This window comes from Streptomyces coelicoflavus (assembly GCF_003112555.1).
GTDB classification, from domain to species: domain Bacteria; phylum Actinomycetota; class Actinomycetes; order Streptomycetales; family Streptomycetaceae; genus Streptomyces; species Streptomyces coelicoflavus.
In genome coordinates this window covers 196,091-215,095 of the sequence record NZ_BEWB01000008.1, presented here as the reverse complement: position 1 = coordinate 215,095, position 19,005 = coordinate 196,091, and the positions used below count along the sequence as shown (strand labels likewise).

The 19,005-nt window shown below is 71.9% G+C and carries 13 protein-coding genes; 10 read left to right on the top strand and 3 right to left on the bottom strand.

What is annotated here, in order from left to right:
* The first annotated feature begins 43 nt into the window (after window positions 1-43).
* Entirely contained in the window at window positions 44-799 is a 756-nt protein-coding gene (locus Sco07f_RS20735; RefSeq protein WP_054099593.1) for a FadR/GntR family transcriptional regulator, read from the top strand.
* A 93-nt stretch (window positions 800-892) separates the two neighbouring features.
* On the opposite strand, the gene Sco07f_RS20730 is transcribed toward Sco07f_RS20735, so the two are convergent.
* Window positions 893-2,722 (bottom strand): pectate lyase-like domain-containing protein, encoded by a 1,830-nt coding sequence (locus Sco07f_RS20730; RefSeq protein WP_007387706.1) that lies wholly within the window; start codon window positions 2,720-2,722, stop codon window positions 893-895.
* 268 nt (window positions 2,723-2,990) lie between these two features.
* Here Sco07f_RS20730 and Sco07f_RS20725 point away from each other — a divergent pair, with 268 nt between their 5' ends.
* From Sco07f_RS20725 to Sco07f_RS20710, 4 genes are all read left to right on the top strand, one after another.
* Entirely contained in the window at window positions 2,991-4,073 is a 1,083-nt protein-coding gene (locus Sco07f_RS20725) for a DUF1996 domain-containing protein (RefSeq protein ID WP_007387712.1), read from the top strand.
* A gap of 155 nt (window positions 4,074-4,228) precedes the next feature.
* Window positions 4,229-5,974: a discoidin domain-containing protein gene (locus Sco07f_RS20720; RefSeq protein WP_108988729.1), complete on the top strand. Its 1,746-nt coding sequence runs from the start codon at window positions 4,229-4,231 to the stop codon at window positions 5,972-5,974.
* A gap of 31 nt (window positions 5,975-6,005) precedes the next feature.
* The gene (locus Sco07f_RS20715) at window positions 6,006-8,510 is read left to right on the top strand and encodes a glycoside hydrolase family 3 C-terminal domain-containing protein (RefSeq protein WP_108988728.1); all 2,505 of its coding nucleotides are present in this window, start codon (window positions 6,006-6,008) and stop codon (window positions 8,508-8,510) included.
* 79 nt (window positions 8,511-8,589) lie between these two features.
* Window positions 8,590-9,630, top strand: a complete 1,041-nt coding sequence (locus Sco07f_RS20710) for a LacI family DNA-binding transcriptional regulator (RefSeq protein ID WP_108988727.1) — start codon at window positions 8,590-8,592, stop codon at window positions 9,628-9,630.
* A 274-nt stretch (window positions 9,631-9,904) separates the two neighbouring features.
* Here the strand turns inward: Sco07f_RS20710 and Sco07f_RS20705 are convergent, their stop codons facing one another.
* A complete protein-coding gene (locus tag Sco07f_RS20705; RefSeq protein WP_108988726.1) occupies window positions 9,905-11,221 on the bottom strand; it encodes an ROK family protein in 1,317 nt (438 codons plus the stop codon).
* 178 nt (window positions 11,222-11,399) lie between these two features.
* Between Sco07f_RS20705 and Sco07f_RS20700 the strand changes: the two genes are divergently transcribed.
* The 5 genes from Sco07f_RS20700 (at window position 11,400) to Sco07f_RS20680 (ending at window position 18,065) form a co-directional block, all read left to right on the top strand.
* Window positions 11,400-12,716 carry an ABC transporter substrate-binding protein gene (locus Sco07f_RS20700; RefSeq protein ID WP_054099598.1) on the top strand — a complete coding sequence of 439 codons (1,317 nt, stop codon included), beginning with the start codon at window positions 11,400-11,402 and terminating at the stop codon, window positions 12,714-12,716.
* 61 nt (window positions 12,717-12,777) lie between these two features.
* Window positions 12,778-13,815 (top strand): carbohydrate ABC transporter permease, encoded by a 1,038-nt coding sequence (locus Sco07f_RS20695; protein ID WP_108988725.1) that lies wholly within the window; start codon window positions 12,778-12,780, stop codon window positions 13,813-13,815.
* 7 nt (window positions 13,816-13,822) lie between these two features.
* The gene (locus tag Sco07f_RS20690; protein WP_042822593.1) at window positions 13,823-14,662 is read left to right on the top strand and encodes a carbohydrate ABC transporter permease; all 840 of its coding nucleotides are present in this window, start codon (window positions 13,823-13,825) and stop codon (window positions 14,660-14,662) included.
* Between the two features lie 44 nt (window positions 14,663-14,706).
* On the top strand, window positions 14,707-16,065 hold the full coding sequence (locus Sco07f_RS20685; RefSeq protein ID WP_244942086.1) for a GH1 family beta-glucosidase: 1,359 nt from the start codon (window positions 14,707-14,709) through the stop codon (window positions 16,063-16,065).
* A gap of 110 nt (window positions 16,066-16,175) precedes the next feature.
* A complete protein-coding gene (locus Sco07f_RS20680; protein ID WP_108988723.1) occupies window positions 16,176-18,065 on the top strand; it encodes a discoidin domain-containing protein in 1,890 nt (629 codons plus the stop codon).
* Between the two features lie 37 nt (window positions 18,066-18,102).
* On the opposite strand, the gene Sco07f_RS20675 is transcribed toward Sco07f_RS20680, so the two are convergent.
* Window positions 18,103-18,921: an SAM-dependent methyltransferase gene (locus tag Sco07f_RS20675; protein WP_108988722.1), complete on the bottom strand. Its 819-nt coding sequence runs from the start codon at window positions 18,919-18,921 to the stop codon at window positions 18,103-18,105.
* Between the last annotated feature and the right edge of the window lie 84 nt (window positions 18,922-19,005).

The window sequence follows — 19,005 nt, the reverse complement described above, 5'->3', positions numbered from 1 at the left end:
GCGGGGCCATACCCTGTGCCACAATCATTAAATGATTCGATGAATGGCGTCCAGGGGGCGGGCAGAGATCGTGGAACACTTCCCCACCACGCACCAGCGTGTGGTCGACGAGCTGGGGCGGCGCGTCGTGGGCGGCGTCTGGAACCCGGGGGACCCGCTGCCTGTCGAGGACGCGCTCGCGGCCGAACTCGGCGTCAGCCGAGGCGTGGTGCGAGAAGCGGTCAAGGCGCTGATGGCCAAGGGGATGCTGCGGGTACGACCGCGCACCGGCACCCGGGTGCTGCCGCCGGAGCACTGGAACCATCTCGACCGGGACGTCCTGCGCTGGAAGCAGGACGGGGACGCCGCGTCCCTGCTGCGCGACACGGGCGAACTGCGCCTGATCGTCGAGCCGAAGGCGGCCCGGCTCGCCGCCCACCGGGCCGGACCCGACGACCTGCGCGTCCTGCACGAGTCGCTGGCCGCCATGGAGGCCGCGGCGGCGGCACCGGGGCGCAGCGGCTACGTCGAGGCCGACCTCGCCTTCCACCGGGCCCTGCTCGCCGCCAGCGGCAACCGTCTCCTCGGCTCACTCGGCCGGGCCGTCGAGATCGCCCTGGAGCACAGCTTCCTCATCAGCACGCAGACCCCGGGAGCGGTGGAAGCCTCGTTGCCGGGGCACCGCGCCATCGTGCGGGCCGTGGAAGCCCGTGACCCCGAGGCCGCGGCCGAGGCCGCACTGGCCCTGATCGAAGCCGCCGAACGGGAGATCGCCCAGTCACCGGGCATGCCGAACGCGACCCCGGGCGATGCCGGATGACCTGCCGCCACTGAGACCTGCGAACTCCACGGGAGACGGCCGCCCCCTTCTGCCCCGGGCACCCCCGCTCAGGGGCGCCCGGAGCATCACGGCTCAGGGGTACTGGACGACCTTCGACGGCACGGTGTCCGTCCCCGACGTGGGCGCGCCCGTGTCGTTGATGACGCACTCGTACTGCCCCTGGCCGCCCAGCGACACCACGAGCAGCCCGTGGAAGCGCACCCCGGACCGGTTGGGCGCGGCGAAGCCGTGGTGCTGCACGATGGACGGGTTCACGTTGTAGTAGCAGTAGCTGCCCATGCCCCAGCCCTCGTGCTCGGTGACGTCGTCCCCGACCTTGTAGGCGGCGTATCCCTTGATCGAGCCGTTCTGGATCGCGGCCTGGTCGGGGGCGTCGTACGCCTTCTCGTTCTGGAAGAAGACCGTGCGGCCGCGCTCGCCGTTCCACTGCACGTCGTACTTGTTGAAGTGCTCAACGAACAGGCCGGTGATCAGTACGTCGTCGCCGTTCACGACCACGCCGTAGTCGGCGCGGTTGGTCTCCCAGCCGACGCCTTCGCCGTGGTCGGCGCGCCACACCCAGGTGTGGTCGACGACGGTGTGCCGGCTGTTGACCACCATGCTGGTGGTCGCCCTGCCGGGGCCCGCGCCGCCGATCCGGACGAACACGTCCTGCACGGTGGTCGGGTTGGCCGAGTGGTCCGCGGACGCGCCCTCGGGCCCGACCTCCAGCAGCGTCGCGGAGTTGACGGGCCCCGCGTCGACGAGGAATCCGGCGAGTCGTACGCCGTCCACGTCGGCGACCCTCAGCGCGGTGACACCGTTGTCGGGAATGAGCGTGGCGTAGCCCAGACCGAGGACGACCGTGCCCGCGCGCTTGACGTCGACGGTCCGGTCGACGTGGTAGATCCCCGGCGTCAGCAGCAGGTGCAGGCCCTGCTCCAGCGCCTGGTTGAGGGTGTCCGCCGAATCCTCCGGCTTGGCCACGTAGAACTGGGACAGCGGCAGCGAGGTCCCGCGCGGGGTGCCGTTGCCCCAGGAGACGCCGCGGGCTTCGGTGCGCTTCTCCGGGAGGAAGACGCGGTACTCGTCGCCCTCGAGGTATAGGAACGGCTTCTCACGGGAGACGGGCGTGGTCTCCAGCGTGGTGTACGGCGGCTCGGGGAAGCTCTGCGCGGGCGCGCCCTCCACGCCGGAGAACACCATGTTCCAGACGGCGTTGAGCCAGCCGCCGACCGAGCTGTCCCGGGTGTACCACTGCTGCTGGGAGTACGGGCCGACCTCGCCGTCGATCCGGCTGTCGGCGATGTAGCCGCCGCTGGCCCAGCCGTAGCCGGCGGGAGCGAGGTTGAGGCCGCCGCGCACGTGCATGCGCCGGAAGGGCGCCGCCTGCGAGACCGCCCAGCGGTTGGTGCCGCTGACCGGGACCAGGGCGAGATTCTCCGCCGAACGCCAGAAGTTCTGCGTGGCGTTGCCGTCGAACCAGCCGGCGTCGACCGTGACGTCGCCGTTGATGGTGGTGTCGTCGGGGGAGAGACCGAGGCCCGCGATGGAGGTGTAGAAGCCGAGCTGGGCGTTGAGGCCGTTGTAGGTGCCGGGCTTGAACATCAGCGCGTAGCGGCCGGTGCCGAACTGGGCCGACTCCTGCTGCTTGAAGATCTCGTCCAGCCGGCCCTGGATGTTCGCCGTGGACGGGTCGAAGACGATGACGTTCGGCCCCAGATCGCCGCCGCCGGGCAGTGCGCGGGGCCCGGCAGCGGCGGAGCCGGCGGACGTCGCGGCGGAAGGGAGCGGTGCCGCGGAGGCGGATCCCGCGCCGGCCAGTGAGGCCAGCACGGGTGCCGCCGCGGCCGCTCCGAGGAGGCTGCGGCGGCGCGGCCCGGAGTGCTCGGGCGTAGGGGAGTGCGTGGGGGAAGAGGGCATGGGGGGTCGGCTCTCCTTGTTCGGGAAGTGAACGCAGTGGGGGTGGGGGAGCGCTCTCTGGGAGTGCACTCTTCATCCGTCGACACGGACACGTCAAGAGTTGCGACCGCTTCTCGTGTCCTGTGTTCAACAAGTGGGGGAGCGAGGTGTGTTGGTGTGCCGGTGGTCGAGTCCGTCGAATCCCTTGACACCCTCCCCTCGTGCCCTCAACACTCCGAATCGGGAGAGCGCTCTCCGAGAATTTCCCCGACCTTCTCAGGAGGTCTCCATGCCACGGAGATCGAAAGTTCTGTCCGGCGCCCTCGTCACGAGCGCGTTACTGCTGACCTCGATCGGCATCGGCACGGTCGCTGCCAATGCGGACACCCCTGCCGCGTCCGCCCCGGCCCAAGCCGCGCACTCCGGACACACCATGGCGGTCTCGACCGCCGCCTCGCCCGAGGACCCGGACGGTGACGGCTACATCCCCGCGAACCCGCCGGTCACCGGCGTCACCCCGTCCACGAAGGAGCCGCCGCACCGCTACTTCCACGAGTTCCAGGCCAACTGCTCGGTCACCCACACCGCACCCGACGACCCGATCGTCTTCCCGCAGCAGCCCGGCAAGTCCCACGACCACACGTTCATGGGCAACACGACGACCAACGCGTACAGCACCACGGCCTCGCTCGACGCCGGGTCCACCACCTGTCTCGCGCCCGGCGACCGCTCGGGCTACTGGATGCCGACCATGTACGACGGCGACCACCCGGTGCTCCCGGTCGGCCCGCAGACGATCTACTACAAGGCCGGCGTCACCGACTACACCAGCGTGCGGCCCTTCCCGAAGGGCCTGCGCTACGTCGTCGCCAGCCCGATGCAGAGCGCCCAGGAGTTCCGCGACCACCCCGGGTTCGTCGAGGGCTGGGAGTGCGGCGACAGCTTCTTCAACGTCGACTTCCCGGCCGACTGTCCCGAACGCCGGGACGTCCAGGTCAACATCCGTTTCCAGGCGCCCAGTTGCTGGGACGGCAAGAACCTGGACACGCCGGACCACAAGAGCCACATGGCGTACCCCGTGGTCAACCCCGGGACCAACAACAACATCTGCCCGGCCGACCACCCCGTTGCCCTGCCGATGATCGAGTTCAAGATGGCCTTCCCGGTCAACGGCGACCTCTCCCGAGTACGACTGGCCAGTGGCGCGAGCTACTCGTGGCACTACGACTTCTTCAACGCCTGGGACGAGCCGACCCTCGCCGCCATGGTCGGCCACTGCATCGTCGGCGGGCTGCAGTGCGACGCGCGCGGCTACGACCAGACCCACCCGGAGGCCGGCGCCGCACTGAACGAGGACTACGAACTGCCCTGACCCGGCCCTCCCCGCCCCTCGGACCGGCCCGGCCGTCCACGCCCCGCCACGGCCGGGCCGCCCTGCCCGCGAAACCGCAGACCGGAGACCCCCCCATGAGTCACACCTTCATGAGGCACACGCCCATGAGACACGCCCCCACGAGGCACACCCCCATGAGACGACGCCCCACCCGTAGACTCACCGCCTCCCTGACCGCCGGACTGCTCACGGTCGGCGCCCTCACCGCCCTCCCCGCGACACAGGCGCACGCCGCCGGCAGCGTCGTGAAGGTCACCGGAAGCCAGGGCAACTGGCAACTGACCGTGGACGGCGACCCGTACACGGTCAAGGGCCTCACCTGGGGCCCGTCCCCCGCCGACGCCGACCGATACATGCCCGACCTGGCATCCATGGGCGTCAACACCATCCGCACCTGGGGCACCGACGCGAGCAGCCGCCCCCTCCTCGACTCGGCCGCCGCCCACGGCGTCAAGGTCATCGCGGGCTTCTGGCTCCAGCCCGGCGGCGGTCCGGGCAGCGGCGGCTGCGTCAACTACCTGACCGACACCGCGTACAAGGACCAGATGCTCGCCGAGTTTCCGCGCTGGGTGCAGGAGTACAAGGACCACCCCGGCGTCCTGATGTGGAACGTCGGCAACGAGTCGGTGCTGGGCCTGCAGAACTGCTTCGGCGGCGACGAGTTGGAGCGGCAGCGCGACGCCTACACCACCTTCGTCAACGACGTCGCCAAGAAGATCCACGCCGTCGACCCGAACCACCCCGTGACCTCCACCGACGCCTGGGTCGGTGCCTGGCCCTACTACAAGGAGAACGCCCCCGACCTCGACCTGTACGCCGTCAACTCCTACGACGCCGTGTGCGACGTGCGCTCCGCGTGGGAACAGGGCGGCTACACCAAGCCGTACATCGTCACCGAGTCCGGACCGGCCGGCGAGTGGGAGGTGCCGGACGACGCCAACGGCGTCCCGAGGGAACCCACCGACCAGGCCAAGGCGCAGGGTTACACCGACGCCTGGAACTGCGTCACCGGCCACCGGGGCGTCGCCCTCGGCGCGACCCTGTTCCACTACGGCACCGAGTACGACTTCGGCGGCATCTGGTTCAACCTGCTTCCCGCCGGGCAGAAACGGTTGTCGTACTACGCCGTGAAGCGTGCCTACGGCGGCGACACCTCGCGCGACAACACCCCGCCCGTGGTCTCCGGCTTCGGCGTCGAGGGCGACGCGGGCCAGGTGCAGGCGGGCGGGGACCTGGTCCTGACCGTGCGCGCCGCCGACCCGGACGGTGACCCGATCGCGTACGAGGTGCTGGCCAACAGCAACTACATCGACCAGAGCAAGCAGTTGACACCGCTGCCCTTCACCGACCTCGGCGGCGGACGCCTCGAGGTGACCGCCCCCGACCGGCCCGGCGTCTGGAAGCTGTACGTCAAGGCCACCGACGGCAAGGGCAACGTCGGCGTCGAGACCCTCTCGGCGCGGGTCGTGCCGCCCGCCGTCGACGGCACGAACGTCGCCCTCGGCAGGCCGGCCACCGCCTCCTCCTTCCAGCCGAGCTACGGCGACTGCCCCTGCACCGCCGCCAACGCCGTCGACGGCAACCCGGACACCCGGTGGGCCAGCGACTGGAGCGACCCGCAGTGGCTCCAGGTGGACCTGGGCACACGGACCACGTTCCGGCACGTCCAGCTGTACTGGGAGGCCTCCTACGCCAAGGCCTACACCGTCCAGACCTCCGACGACGGGCAGAACTGGCGGACCGTGTCCACGGTGACCGACGGCAACGGCGGCGTCGACACCCTCGACGTGACCGGTGCGGGCCGCTACGTACGCGTCAACGGGACCGCCCGCGGCACGGGATACGGCTACTCGCTGTACGAGTTCGGCGTCTACAGCTGACGTCGCGGGACGAGACGAGAGGGACGCCCAGGTGGGGACGAGTGACGAAGAGGTCGACCGGCTGCTCGGCAAACTGACGCCGCGCGCCCGCGCGCTGCTGCTGACCGGCGCCACGACCTGGCGCACGAAGGCGGAACCCGCGCTGGCGCTGCGAGAGTTGGTGATGTCGGACGGCCCGGCGGGCGTACGGGGCGAGGCCTGGGACGAGCGGATCACCTCCGTCCTGCTGCCCTCGGCCTCGGCGCTCGCCGCCACCTGGGACGAGTCCCTCGTCGAACGCCTCGGCGGTCTGCTCGCCGCCGAGGCCCGGCGCAAGGAGGTGGACGTCCTCCTCGCGCCGACCCTGAACCTGCACCGCAGTCCGCTGGGCGGCCGGCACTTCGAGTGCCTCTCCGAGGACCCCGAGCTGACCGGCCGGATCGGCGCCGCGCTGATCCGAGGCGTCCAGGCCCACGGCGTGGCGGCCACCGCCAAGCACTACGTGGCCAACGACTCCGAGACCGACCGCCTCACCGTCGACGTGCGGGTGGGTGAACGCGCGCTGCGGGAGGTCTACCTCGCGCCCTTCGAGGCGGCGGTGGCGGCCGGGGTGCGGCTCGTCATGGCGGGGTACAACGCGGTCAACGGCACTACTATGACCGCGCACGCCCTGCTCACTGATCCGTTGAAGAGCGAGTGGGGCTTCGACGGCGTCGTCGTCTCCGACTGGGGAGCCGTGCGCGGCACCGTGGACACGGCCCGCGGCGGCCTCGACCTCGCCATGCCGGGACCCGACGGGCCCTGGGGCGAGGCGCTGGCCCGGTCGGTGGCCGACGGCGACGTGCCCGAGGAGGCCGTCGACGACAAGGCACGGCGACTGCTGCGGCTCGCGGCCTGGTTGGGCGCGATGGGCGGCCGGGACTCGCCCCTGCCACCGCCGGCGGGCGAGCCGCGCGGTGGCCAGCGCTTTTCGGCCCGCGCGGCGTCAGCCACTCGTGACGTCCGGGGCCTGGTCCGCCGTGCCGTCGCCGCCGGCACCGTCCTGCTCGCCAACAAGGACGTCCTGCCGCTGGACACCGAGCGCCTCGGGACGGTCGCCGTGATCGGCGCGCACGCCGCGCGGACCCGCGCCCAGGGCGGCGGCAGCGCGGGCGTCTTCCCGCAGGACGAGGTGTCCGTCCTCGACGGCATCCGGGCCGCCCTGCGCGGCCGGGCCCGCGTCGTCCACGTCCCGGGGCCCCGACCCGACGGTCCCGCACCCCCGCTGGACCAGGAGACCTGCACCGACCCGCGCTCGGGCCTGCCCGGCGTCCTGCTGCGGATGCTCGACGCGGAAGGCCGCGAGCTGTACGCCGAACGGCGTCTGGACGGGCGGCTGCTCGAGCCCCGCCTGGTGCCGGGCGCGCACACCGTCGAGATCGGTGCCCGGCTGCGCCCCCGCACCGCGGGCCGCTGGACGCTGGGCGTGGCCGGCTTCGGCCGGATGAGCCTGACCCTGGACGGACGCGTCCTCCTGGAGGGCGACTTCCCGCCCGTCACCGACGACCCGGCGGTGGTGCACGTCAACCCGCCCGCCCAGTACGCCGGCGCCGACCTCCCGACCGGCCGGGACGCACTCCTGGTGGCCCGCCGAGACCTGGCGCCCGGCACCGGCCGGGCGACCGTCGTCGTCGCGGCGCCGCCGGCCCCGGACGCCACCGCGTCACTCGCCGAGGCCGCCCGCGCGGCCACCGAGGCGGACGCGGCCGTCGTGGTCGTCGGCACCACCGAGCACGGGGAGTCGGAGGGGTACGACCGTACGGACCTGGCGCTCGGCGCGACCCAGGACGCGCTGGTCCGCGCCGTGGCGGCCGCCAACCCGCGCACCGTCGCCGTCGTCAACAGCGGCGGCCCGGTGGAACTGCCCTGGCGGGAGCGGGTGGGCGCGCTCCTGCTGGCCTGGTTCCCCGGACAGGAGGGCGGTGCCGGACTCGCCGACGTGATCTTCGGGCGCGCCGAGCCGGGCGGACGGCTGCCCACCACCTGGCCGGCCGCCCTCGCCGACGCCCCGGTCACCCGCACCCGCCCGGACGGCGGCCGCCTCGCCTACGACGAGGGACTGCACCTCGGCTACCGGGGCTGGCTGCGCCACCGGCACACGCCCGCCTACTGGTTCGGCCACGGACTCGGCTACACCACCTGGTCCTACGACGAGTTGACCGTCCCGGTGAGGACGACGGCGACGGCGGGGACGGGGGACGACCTCACCGTGGGCGTACGGGTGCGCAACACCGGTGCGCGGGCGGGCAGGGAAGTCGTGCAGGTGTACCTCGCCCGGCCCGCCTCGGTGCTCGACCGTCCCGTACGGTGGCTCGCCGGGTACGCGGCGGTGCGGGCACGCCCGGGGGAGACGGTGACGGCGACGGTGCGGGTCCCCGCGCGGGCGCTGTGCCACTGGTCGGTGGCGGAGCACGCCTGGCGCACGGAGGCGGGGCACTGGCGGGTGCTGGCCGGGAGGTCGGCGGGGGACGTGCCGCTGGCCGCTGACCTGGAGGTGGTGCGCGCGCCCGACGAGTGAGGCAGGGGAGCGCCCACTGCGCGGAGCGCGCCGGAGAGCGCTCTACCACCCGCCCGACCTCGACGGTTAGGGTGCGGGCATGAGCAGACAGGCCCCGACCCTCGAGGACGTGGCCCGGGAGGCCGGCGTCTCCCGGGCCACCGTCTCGCGGGTGGTCAACGGCGTCCGCAACGTCGACCCGGCCATCCAGGACCTGGTCCGCCGGGCCATCGAACGCACCGGGTACGCGCCCAACCAGGCCGCCAGGCAACTGGTCACCCGGCGCACCACGACCGTCGCCCTGGTCGTCTCGGGCGCGGGCGACGCCTCGGACACGGAACAGAACGCGTTCGCCACGCGGGTGTTCGCCGACCCGTTCTTCGGCCGCGTCGTCGGCGGCGTGGTCGGTCACCTCCGGCCGCGCCGGATGCATCCCGTGCTGATGTTCGCCGAGACCCCCGAGGCCAGACAGGAGGTCGTGGCCTACCTCAGACAGGGCGGCGCGGACGGTGCGCTGGTGGTGTCCACGCACCCCGACGACCCGCTGCCCGCACTGCTCGCCGGCGCCGGACTGCCCGCGGTGCTCTTCGCCCGGCCGGGCCGCCCCGTGCCGCTCAGCTACGTCGACCTCGCCCACCGCGACGGCGGCCGGCTCGCCGCCGAGCACCTGCTGGAGCGGGGCTGCCGCCGGACAGCCACCGTCGCGGGCCCGCTGGCGGTGGCGGCCAGCCAGGAACGCCTGGCCGGCTTCCGTGACACCCTGGCGCGGCACGGACACCCCTACGTGCCGGTGGCCGAGGGTGGCTTCACCGTGGACAGCGGCATGGCCGCGATGACGGCACTGCTCGCCGAACACCCCGACACCGACGGAGTGTTCACCGGCAACGACCTGATGGCCCAGGGCGCCGTCCAGGTGCTGCGCGACCACGGACGCCGGGTGCCGCAGGACGTCGCGGTCGTCGGCTTCGACGACTCCAGCGTGGCCGTCACCTGCCGGCCCCGGCTGACCACGGTCCGTCAGCCGGTGGAGGAGATGGCGGCCACGATGGCGCGCCTCCTCGACGACCACATCAAGGGCACACGCACCGAACCCACGTCGGTGATCTTCGACCCGGAGCTGGTGGTACGGGACTCGGCGTAGCGGTCCGGGGCCCGGTGCCAGGGCCCGGTGCCAGGTCCCGGTGCCAGGGCCCGCTCAGGGGATCGCGGCCTCGATGCGGGCGAGGTGGGCCGGGGTCGGTGGGGCAGGTGGGAAGCGGTCGAGATCGGTGCCTTCGGCCCACCGTCTCGTCGTTCTCCCTCTCGCTTGACTCGCCGTGTCACGCCCGGCCCGCCCCGCCTTGGCACGCCTGCCCCGCCCCGCCCCGCTCGGCCCCCGGTCCTCGCCTCTGTCACCGCTGGTGCCGCGCACGCAGTCACGCTCCGCCCCGTTGCCCCGCCAGCCTCCCCCCGAGCGCCGCCCGCCACGCGGGCGCCTGCGCGGGCGAGTCGACCGGCACCCGACGGCCGCCGCGGGCGAAGAACGCCGCCAGCGGCAGGGTCGCGGCGCCCACCGTCACCGCGTCGGGGCCCAGGCGGCCCAGCGCGATGCCCACCCGTCCGGCCGGGTGCCGCAGGGCGTGGGCCAGGGTGTGGGCCCGCACGGACTCCAGGAAGGCCGGGCCGAGCTGGAGCCCCGCCCAGCCGCCCACCAGGATCCGCTCGGGCTGGAAGAGGTTGACGAGGTCGGCCAGTCCCGCGCCCAGGTACTCGGCGGTCTCCGCGAGGACGTCCGCCGCCACCGGGTCGGGCGCGTCCCCGCCCCCGGGCCGGGCGGCGGACAGCAGGGCGGTGAGCGCGGCCTCCTCGTCGGCGCCGGGCGGCGGCTGGCCGCCCGCCTCCCGCCACCGTGCGAGCAGCGCCTCCGCACCGGCGTACGCCTCCAGGCACCCCCGCGCCCCGCACCGGCACCGGCGCCCCCGCACCTGTACGGTCAGGTGACCCCACTCCACCGCACGCCCCTGCTCCACCTCGTCGGTGACGACGCACGCGCCGACCCCGGAGCCGAAGAGCACCACCACGGCGTTGCGGGCACCGCGTCCGCCGCCGAACCACATCTCGGCCTGGCCCAGCGTCCTGGCGCCGTTCTCGATGAACAGCGGCACGTGCGCGGGCAGTCGGCCCGAGCCGCGCAGCAGCGCCTCCAGCGGGACCGCGTCCCAGCCGACGGTCTGGCCGTGCACCAGAGTGCCCGCGGCGGTGCGCTCGACGATGCCGGGGACACCGATGCCGACGCCCAGCAGCTCACCGGCCCCCCGGGCGGCGCCGTCGGCGCCGAGCACCTCCGCGACGCCGTCGAGGATGTGCCCGGCGACGACGCCGACGTCGTAGGAGCGCGAGCCGTGTCCGGGCAGCACGCGCTCCGTGCGCGCCAGTTCGGACATCGAGAGGTCGAACAGCTCGACGCGGACGCGGGTCTCGCCGACGTCGACGCCGACGAGGCGTCCCCGGTCCGCCGCGACGCGGACCAGGGTGCGCGGGCGGCCGCCGTCCGCGCCGAGGCTGCCCGCCTCCTCCACCAGCCCGTCGGCCATCAGCTCCGCGACGACGTTGCTGACGGACCCCGAACTCAGGCCCGCCGCCGAGCCCAGCGCGAGCCGGCTCATGGGCCCGTCGAAATACAACCGTTGCAGAACGGCGCTGCGGCTCTCCCGCCGCAGGTCACGGACCGTGCGCCCGCCGTGCCTGGCCATCGGGCCCCTTCCTTTCCCGCCCCCGCACGCCCCTCGAACGTGCGCGAGACCTTGACGAGTCTTTCTCTCGGGGTTTAACTCACGTCCTAAATTAAGCCATGAGGGGCCTCGGGAAGGAAACAACCGAGGCCGCCGTCGGGACGCTTCCCGACCGACTCCCGGAAGGAACCCAGGAGCCATGCGCAGCATCCGAGCCGCGGCCGTAGGCGCCGTCACCCTGTCTCTCGCACTCGCCGCCACGGCCTGCGGAGGAGGCTCCTCCTCGGGCGGCGGATCCAACGACTCGCCGAAGGAACTCACCTACTGGGCCTCCAACCAGGGCGCCAGCGTCGAGGTCGACAAGAAGGTCCTCCAGCCCGAACTCGACAAGTTCGAGAAGGAGACCGGCATCAAGGTGAAGCTGGAGGTCGTGCCCTGGTCCGACCTGCTGAACCGCATCCTCACCGCCACCACCTCGGGACAGGGCCCCGACGTCCTGAACATCGGCAACACCTGGAGCGCCTCCCTCCAGGCCACCGGCGCCCTGCTGCCCTGGGACGCGAAGAACTTCGAGAAGATCGGCGGCAAGGACCGCTTCGTCGACTCCGCGCTCGGCTCCACCGGTGTCGAGGGCCAGGACCCGGCCGCGGTCCCGCTGTACTCGATGGCCTATGCGCTCTACTACAACAAGCAGATGTTCGCCGACGCCGGCATCACCAAGCCCCCGGCCACCTGGGACGAACTGGTGGCGGCCGGCAAGAAGATCTCCAAGGACGGCAAGTGGGGCCTGGGCGCCGAGGGCTCCAACCTGTCCAACAACATCCACCAGGTCTTCGTCCTCGCCAAGCAGCACGGTGCCGACTTCTTCACCGCCGACGGCAAGCCCGACTTCACCTCCGACGGCGCCGTCGCGGCCGTCAAGCAGTACGTCGACCTGATGGCCCAGGACAAGGTCATCGCACCCGGCAACGCCGAGTACGCGCAGAACCAGTCCCTCAGCGACTTCGCCAAGGGCAAGACCGCGATGGTCCTGTGGCAGACCGCCTCCGCCACCTTCAAGACCATGGGCATGAAGGACGACGAGTGGGGCGTCGCCCCCGCCCCCGTCCCGTCCGGCACGCCGGGCGCCGGCAAGGCCACCAACTCCATGGTCGCCGGCATCAACATGGCCGTCTTCAAGAACAGCGACAACCTCGACGGCGCCACGAAGTTCGTGAAGTTCATGACCAGCGACGCCGAGCAGAAGCTCCTCAACAAGGCGTACGGCTCCATCCCGCCGGTCAAGGCCGCCCAGTCCGACCCGGCGTTCAACACCCAGGGCACCGCCGTCCTGCGCGAGACCCTCGCCACCAGCGCCGCGGCCCTGCCCCAGGTGCCCGACGAGTCGCAGTTCGAGACCGCGGTCGGCACCGCCGTCAAGGAACTCTTCGCCGACGCCGCGAACGGACGCGAGGTGACCACCGAGTCCGTCAAGGAGAAGCTCGCCAAGGCCCAGCAGCAGATGCCCAACAAGTGAGCGCCCGGACCTTCGACTTCGAACCGGCCCCACCGACTCCGACACGGACACGGACCTCGCCATGACCACCACGACCGCCTCGGCGCAGCCCGGCGAGCGGACGGTCGGCCAGAGCTCCCCCGGGACGGCGCGCGGACCCCGCCGCCGTCCCGGGCGGATCCGCCGCATCGGCCTGCCCTACCTGCTGCTCCTGCCGGCCCTGCTCCTCGAACTCCTCGTCCACCTGGTGCCGATGGTCATCGGCATCGTGATGAGCTTCAAGGAACTCACCCAGTTCTACATCCGCGACTGGACCACCGCCCCGTGGACCGGCCTCGACAACTTCACCATGTCGGTGGACTTCGACGCCCCCGTCGGCGAGGCGCTGCTCCACTCCGTCCTCGTCACCTGCGCCTTCACGGTGCTCTCCGTCGGCCTGTGCTGGCTGATCGGCACCGCCGCCGCGATCTGCATGCAGGACGCCTTCCGCGGCCGCGGCCTGCTCCGCGCGATCTTCCTGGTGCCGTACGCCCTGCCGGTCTACGCGGCCGTCATCACCTGGGCGTTCATGTTCCAGCACGACAACGGCCTGGTGAACCACGTCCTGCACGACCAGCTGGGCCTCACCGACAAGCCCTCCTTCTGGCTGATCGGCGACAACAGTTTCGTCGCCCTGCTCGTGGTGTCGGTGTGGAAGGGCTGGCCGTTCGCCTTCCTCATCGTCATGGCCGGCCTCCAGAACATCCCCAAGGAGCTGTACGAGGCCGCAGCCCTGGACGGCGCCGGCGTCTGGCAGCAGATCCGCCGGATCACCCTGCCGTCGCTGCGTCCCGTCAACCAGGTCCTCGTCCTGGTGCTGTTCCTGTGGACGTTCAACGACTTCAACACGCCGTTCGTCCTGTTCGGCAAGGCGGCGCCGGAGGCCGCCGACCTGATCTCCATCCACATCTACCAGTCGTCGTTCGTCACCTGGAACTTCGGCGCCGGATCCGCGATGTCGGTCCTGCTGCTGCTCTTCCTGCTGCTGGTGACGGGCGTGTACCTGTTCGTGACCTCCCGGGCCACCAGGACGCCACGGACGCCGCGGAAGCATGAGGAAAGGCGGACGGCCGATGTCTAGGTCCCCGATGGCGGCGCCGCGCTCCTTCACCTGGACCCGCCGCGTCTTCCTCACCCTGCTGACCGGCTTCGTCCTGCTGCCGGTGTACGTCATGGTCTCCAGCTCGCTGAAGCCGCTCGAGGACGTCTCCAGTCAGTTCCACTGGCTGCCGAGCAACCTGACCGTCCGTCCGTACATCGACATCTGGTCGACGGTCCCGCTGGCGAAGTACTTCCTCAACTCACTCATCGTGGCGGGCGCCGCGACCGTCTGCTCCGTCGTGATCGCGGTCTTCGCCGCCTACGCCGTCAGCCGCTACGAGTTCCGCGGCAAGCGCGTCTTCTCGGTGACCGTCCTGTCGACGCAGATGTTCCCGGGCATCCTCTTCCTGCTGCCCCTGTTCCTGATCTATGTGAACATCGGCAACGCCACCGGCATCGCCCTGTTCGGCTCCCGCGGCGGCCTCATCCTCACCTACCTGACCTTCTCCCTGCCCTTCTCCATCTGGATGCTGATCGGGTACTTCGACTCGGTGCCCCGCGACCTGGACGAGGCGGCCCTCGTCGACGGCTGCGGACCGCTGCGCGCCCTGTTCAAGGTCGTCGTGCCCGCCGCGATCCCCGGCATCGTCGCGGTCGCCGTCTACGCCTTCATGACCGCCTGGGGCGAGGTCCTCTTCGCCTCCGTCATGACCAACGACGCCACCCGCACCCTCGCGGTCGGACTCCAGGGCTACTCCACGCAGAACGACGTGTACTGGAACCAGATCATGGCCGCCTCGCTGGTCGTGAGCGTGCCCGTGGTCGCGGGCTTCCTGCTCCTCCAGCGCTACCTGGTGGCGGGCCTGACGGCCGGAGCCGTCAAGTGACCGGCACGCCCCAGCACTCTCACCCCCAACCCGAAAGGACCTTCGTGACCATCGACTTCGCCGCACTCCCGGACGACTTCCTGTGGGGCACGGCCACATCGGCGTACCAGATCGAGGGGGCCGTGGCGGAGGACGGACGTTCGCCGTCGATCTGGGACACCTTCTCGCACACCCCCGGGAAGATCGACAACAACGACCACGGCGACGTCGCCTGCGACCACTACCACCGCACGCACGAGGACATCGAGCTGATGCGGCGGCTCGGCACCAACGCCTACCGTCTCTCCGTCGCCTGGCCACGGGTCGTGCCGGGCGGCGACGGCCCGGTCAACGCCAAGGGCCTGGCCTTCTACGACCGGCTCGTCGACGACCTGCTGGCCGCCGGCATCACCCCGTCCGTCACCCTCTACCACTGGGACCTGCCGCAGGTGCTCCAGGACCGGGGCGGCTGGCCGGAGCGGGCGACCGCCGAGCACTTCGCCGCGTACGCCGCCGTCGTCGCCGAACGCCTCGGGGACCGCGTCGGGCACTGGGCCACCCTCAACGAGCCGCTGTGTTCGGCCTGGATCGGGCACCTGGAGGGCAAGATGGCCCCCGGCCGGACCGACCTGACCGCGGCGGTCCGTGCCTCCTACCACCTGCTCCTGGGCCACGGCCTGGCGATGGAGGCCATCCGCGCGGCGGCCCCGGACGCCCGGGTGGGCATCGTCAACAACCTCTCCACCATCCACGCCGCCACCGACCGCGACGAGGACCTGGCCGCCGCCCGCCGCATGGACGGCCACACCAACCGCTGGTGGCTGGACCCGGTCCACGGCCGCGGCTTCCCCGAGGACATGCGCGAGCTCTACGGCGTCGAACTCCCCGAACAACCCGGCGACATGAAGCTCATCGGCGCCGAACTGGACTGGCTGGGCCTCAACTACTACTTCCCCCAGACCGTCGCCGACGACCCCACCGGACCCGCCCCGCACGTACGCACCGTCCGCCGCGTCGGCGTCCCGCGCACCGGCATGGACTGGGAGATCGACGCCGGCGGCATCGAGGACCTGCTGCTGCGCCTGACCGAGGAGTACGGGGCGCGCAAGCTGTACGTCACCGAGAACGGCTCCGCCTTCCCGGACGTCATCCGCCCCGACGGCACGATCGACGACCCCGAGCGCCAGGAGTACCTGACCGCCCACCTCGCGGCCTGCGCCTCCGCCGCCCGCAGGGGAGCCCCGCTGGCCGGGTTCTTCGCCTGGTCGCTGCTGGACAACTTCGAGTGGGCGTACGGCTACGACAAGCGCTTCGGGCTGGTCCACGTCGACTACGCGACCCAGGTCCGCACCATCAAGGGCAGCGGACACCACTACGCGGACATCATCGGCCGGGCGCGCGGGAGGGAGCGCAAGGCAGCCTGAGACGCCGTGGTGGGTGCGGATGCGGGAGTCCGCGCCCACCACGGTCCGCGCGCACGAACGGTTCTGTCAGGTTCATGACATTGTCGAGTCGTCCCAAGGAGAAGAACCGCATGTCGTCCCGTACCCCCCGCACACTCCTGACCGCCCTGACCGCACTCGCCCTGCTGGCCGCGGTCCCGACCCTCACCACCGCCACCCCCGCCGCCGCCGAGCCCTCCGCCGCCGCGGCGGCGGCCTGGGACACCGACCGCGCGGCCACCGCGTACGCCGCCGACCCGGCCGCGGTCACCGCCTCGGCCAGCGAGAACGCCGGCACCGCGCCCGGCTTCGCCTTCGACGGCGACGGCGGCACCCGCTGGTCCAGCGACTTCACCGACGGCGCCTGGATCCGCGTCGACCTCGGCACGACGCTCCGCGTCGACCGGGTGACCCTGGACTGGGAGGCGGCCTACGGCAAGAGATACGTACTGGAAGCGTCCACGAACGGCACCGACTGGACGCCCTTCTACACCGAGACCGCAGGCACCGGAGGCTCGGTCACCGCGCACACCTACCCGCAGGAGGTGCGGGCCCGCTACGTCCGCATGCGCGGCATCGAACGCGCCACCCCCTACGGCTACTCCCTCTACTCCTTCAAGGTCCACGGCGGCGAACCGGCTCCCGCCTCCACCACCCGCACCAACCTCGCCCTCAACCACCCGGCGTACTCGAACGTCTACCAGCACGCGGGCAACTCACCGGCGTTCGTCACCGACGGCGGCCGGCCCGCCGACCTCAAGGGCGACGCCACCCGCTGGTCCAGCGACTGGAACGCCGACCGCTGGGTCTCCGTCGACCTCGGCGCCACCTCGAGCATCGACACGGTCGAGCTGTACTGGGAGGCGGCCTACGCCGTCGACTACGAACTCCAGGTCTCCGACGACAACCGCACCTGGCGCACCGTGTACCGCCCCTCCGCCGACGAGGTCGCCGCCCGTCGCGCCGACGTCGAGTCCCCGGGCGAGGCCACCGGCCGCCACGACACCGTGCGCCTGCCCCAGCCGGTCACCGGCCGCTACGTCCGCATGCTCGGCAAGGAGCGCCGCTCCTTCTACAACCCGGCGCCCGCGACCGCCCAGTTCGGCTACTCCCTCTACGAGTTCGAGGTCTGGGGCACCGGAGGCAGCGCGGCCGCCGCCTACCCGGCGCTGCCCGGCGAACAGTCCGGCACCTACCGGACCACGTTCTTCGACGACTTCACCTCGGCGGCGCTGGACCGCGGCAAGTGGCGCGTCGTGCGCACCGGCACGGAGATGGGCTCCGTCAACGGCGAGTCGCAGGCCTACGTCGACTCGGCCGACAAGATCCGCCTGGAGAACGGCGCCCTGGTCCTGCGTGCCGAGCACTGCAAGGGCTGCACGAAGGCAGGCGGCGGCACCTACGACTTCACCTCCGGCCGCATCGACACCAACACGAAGTTCGACTTCACCTACGGCCGGGTGAGCGCCCGCATGAAACTCCCCGTCGGCGACGGTTTCTGGCCCGCCTTCTGGCTGCTCGGAAGCAACGTCGACGACCCCTCCGTGTCCTGGCCGGCCTCCGGCGAGACCGACATCATGGAGAACATCGGCTACGGCGACTGGACCAGCAGCGCCCTGCACGGCCCCGGCTACTCGGCCGACGGCAACATCGGGGCACGCCAGGTGTACCCGGGCGGCGGCCGGGCCGACCAGTGGCACACCTACGCGGTGGAGTGGACGCCGACCGGCATGACGTTCTCCGTCGACGACCGGGTGGTCCAGGAGACGTCCCGCAACAAGCTGGAGTCGACGCGCGGCGCCTGGGTCTTCGACCACGACCAGTACGTCATCCTGAACCTCGCGCTCGGCGGCGCCTACCCGGCGGGCTGGAACCAGGTCACCAGCCCGTACTGGGGGCTGCCGCAGTCCAGCGTGGACCGGATCGCGGCCGGGGGAGTACAGGCCGAGGTGGACTGGGTGCGGGTGGAGCAGAAGGGATAGCCGGCCCCACCGGACGGGGCCGGGCCGCCGCCGGTCGTCAGGCGTCCTTCCGCGCCACTCCGCCGTAGATGCCGATCGGCGGGGCGTCGGGGCGCCGTGACTCCTCGGGGCGCCAGTCGGTGACCCGGACCAGCCCCGGCTCGACCATCGCGAAGTCCCCGAAGAAGTCGAGGACCTGTGCGTGCGCACGCAGGTTGAGGGACGCGGTGGCCTTGTTGTAGACGGCCGCCGCGTCCTCGCGCCGGTCCGTGTGGACGTCGCCCGTCGCGTGCGACAGGACGAGGTAGGAACCGGCGGGCAGCGCGTCGCGCAGTGTGGCGACGATGCCCGCCGGGTCCTGCGCGTCGGCCACGAAGTGCACGACGGCGACCAGCAGCAGCGCCACCGGCCGGCCGAAGTCGATGACCGCGCGCACCTCGGGATGGTCGAGGATCGCACGGGGGTCGCGCAGGTCGGCCAGGACGACGGCGGTGTCCGGGTCGTCCGCCAGAGCCCTCGAGTGGGTGGCGACGATGGGGTCGTTGTCGACGTACGCGACCCGGGTACCGGGCGCGACGGACCGCGCGATCTGGTGCACGTTGGGTTCGGTGGGCAGGCCGGTGCCCACGTCGAGTATCTGGCGGACGCCGCCCTCGGCCACCACGTGCCGCACCGCCCGGTGCATGAAGTGCCGGTTGGCGAGAACTCCCTCACGCACCTCGGGCGCCGCCTTCATGAACTGCTCGGCGGCCCTCTGGTCGACCTCGTAGTTGTCCTTCCCGCCGAGGAAGTAGTCGTACATCCGTGCGGGATGGGGCCTGCTCGTGTCGATCCGGTCGGGGTGGGCGGCGCTCTCGCCACTGCTCAGGGAGGTCATGCGGCCTCACTCCGTCCTCAACTCGTGGGCCACCCAAGGATGCCGGAGGGGACGAGCACCTGGGTGAGCGCCGGTCGGAACATC

Excerpts from the sequence above, each read along its gene's own strand:
- Sco07f_RS20735 (WP_054099593.1), top strand. The coding sequence starts at position 44 with ATGGCGTCCAGGGGGCGGGCAGAGATCGTGGAACACTTCCCCACCACG.
- Sco07f_RS20730 (WP_007387706.1), bottom strand. The coding sequence starts at position 2,722 with ATGCCCTCTTCCCCCACGCACTCCCCTACGCCCGAGCACTCCGGGCCG.
- Sco07f_RS20725 (WP_007387712.1), top strand. The coding sequence starts at position 2,991 with ATGCCACGGAGATCGAAAGTTCTGTCCGGCGCCCTCGTCACGAGCGCG.
- Sco07f_RS20720 (WP_108988729.1), top strand. The coding sequence starts at position 4,229 with ATGAGACGACGCCCCACCCGTAGACTCACCGCCTCCCTGACCGCCGGA.
- Sco07f_RS20710 (WP_108988727.1), top strand. The coding sequence starts at position 8,590 with ATGAGCAGACAGGCCCCGACCCTCGAGGACGTGGCCCGGGAGGCCGGC.
- Sco07f_RS20705 (WP_108988726.1), bottom strand. The coding sequence starts at position 11,221 with ATGGCCAGGCACGGCGGGCGCACGGTCCGTGACCTGCGGCGGGAGAGC.
- Sco07f_RS20700 (WP_054099598.1), top strand. The coding sequence starts at position 11,400 with ATGCGCAGCATCCGAGCCGCGGCCGTAGGCGCCGTCACCCTGTCTCTC.
- Sco07f_RS20695 (WP_108988725.1), top strand. The coding sequence starts at position 12,778 with ATGACCACCACGACCGCCTCGGCGCAGCCCGGCGAGCGGACGGTCGGC.
- Sco07f_RS20690 (WP_042822593.1), top strand. The coding sequence starts at position 13,823 with ATGGCGGCGCCGCGCTCCTTCACCTGGACCCGCCGCGTCTTCCTCACC.
- Sco07f_RS20680 (WP_108988723.1), top strand. The coding sequence starts at position 16,176 with ATGTCGTCCCGTACCCCCCGCACACTCCTGACCGCCCTGACCGCACTC.
- Sco07f_RS20675 (WP_108988722.1), bottom strand. The coding sequence starts at position 18,921 with ATGACCTCCCTGAGCAGTGGCGAGAGCGCCGCCCACCCCGACCGGATC.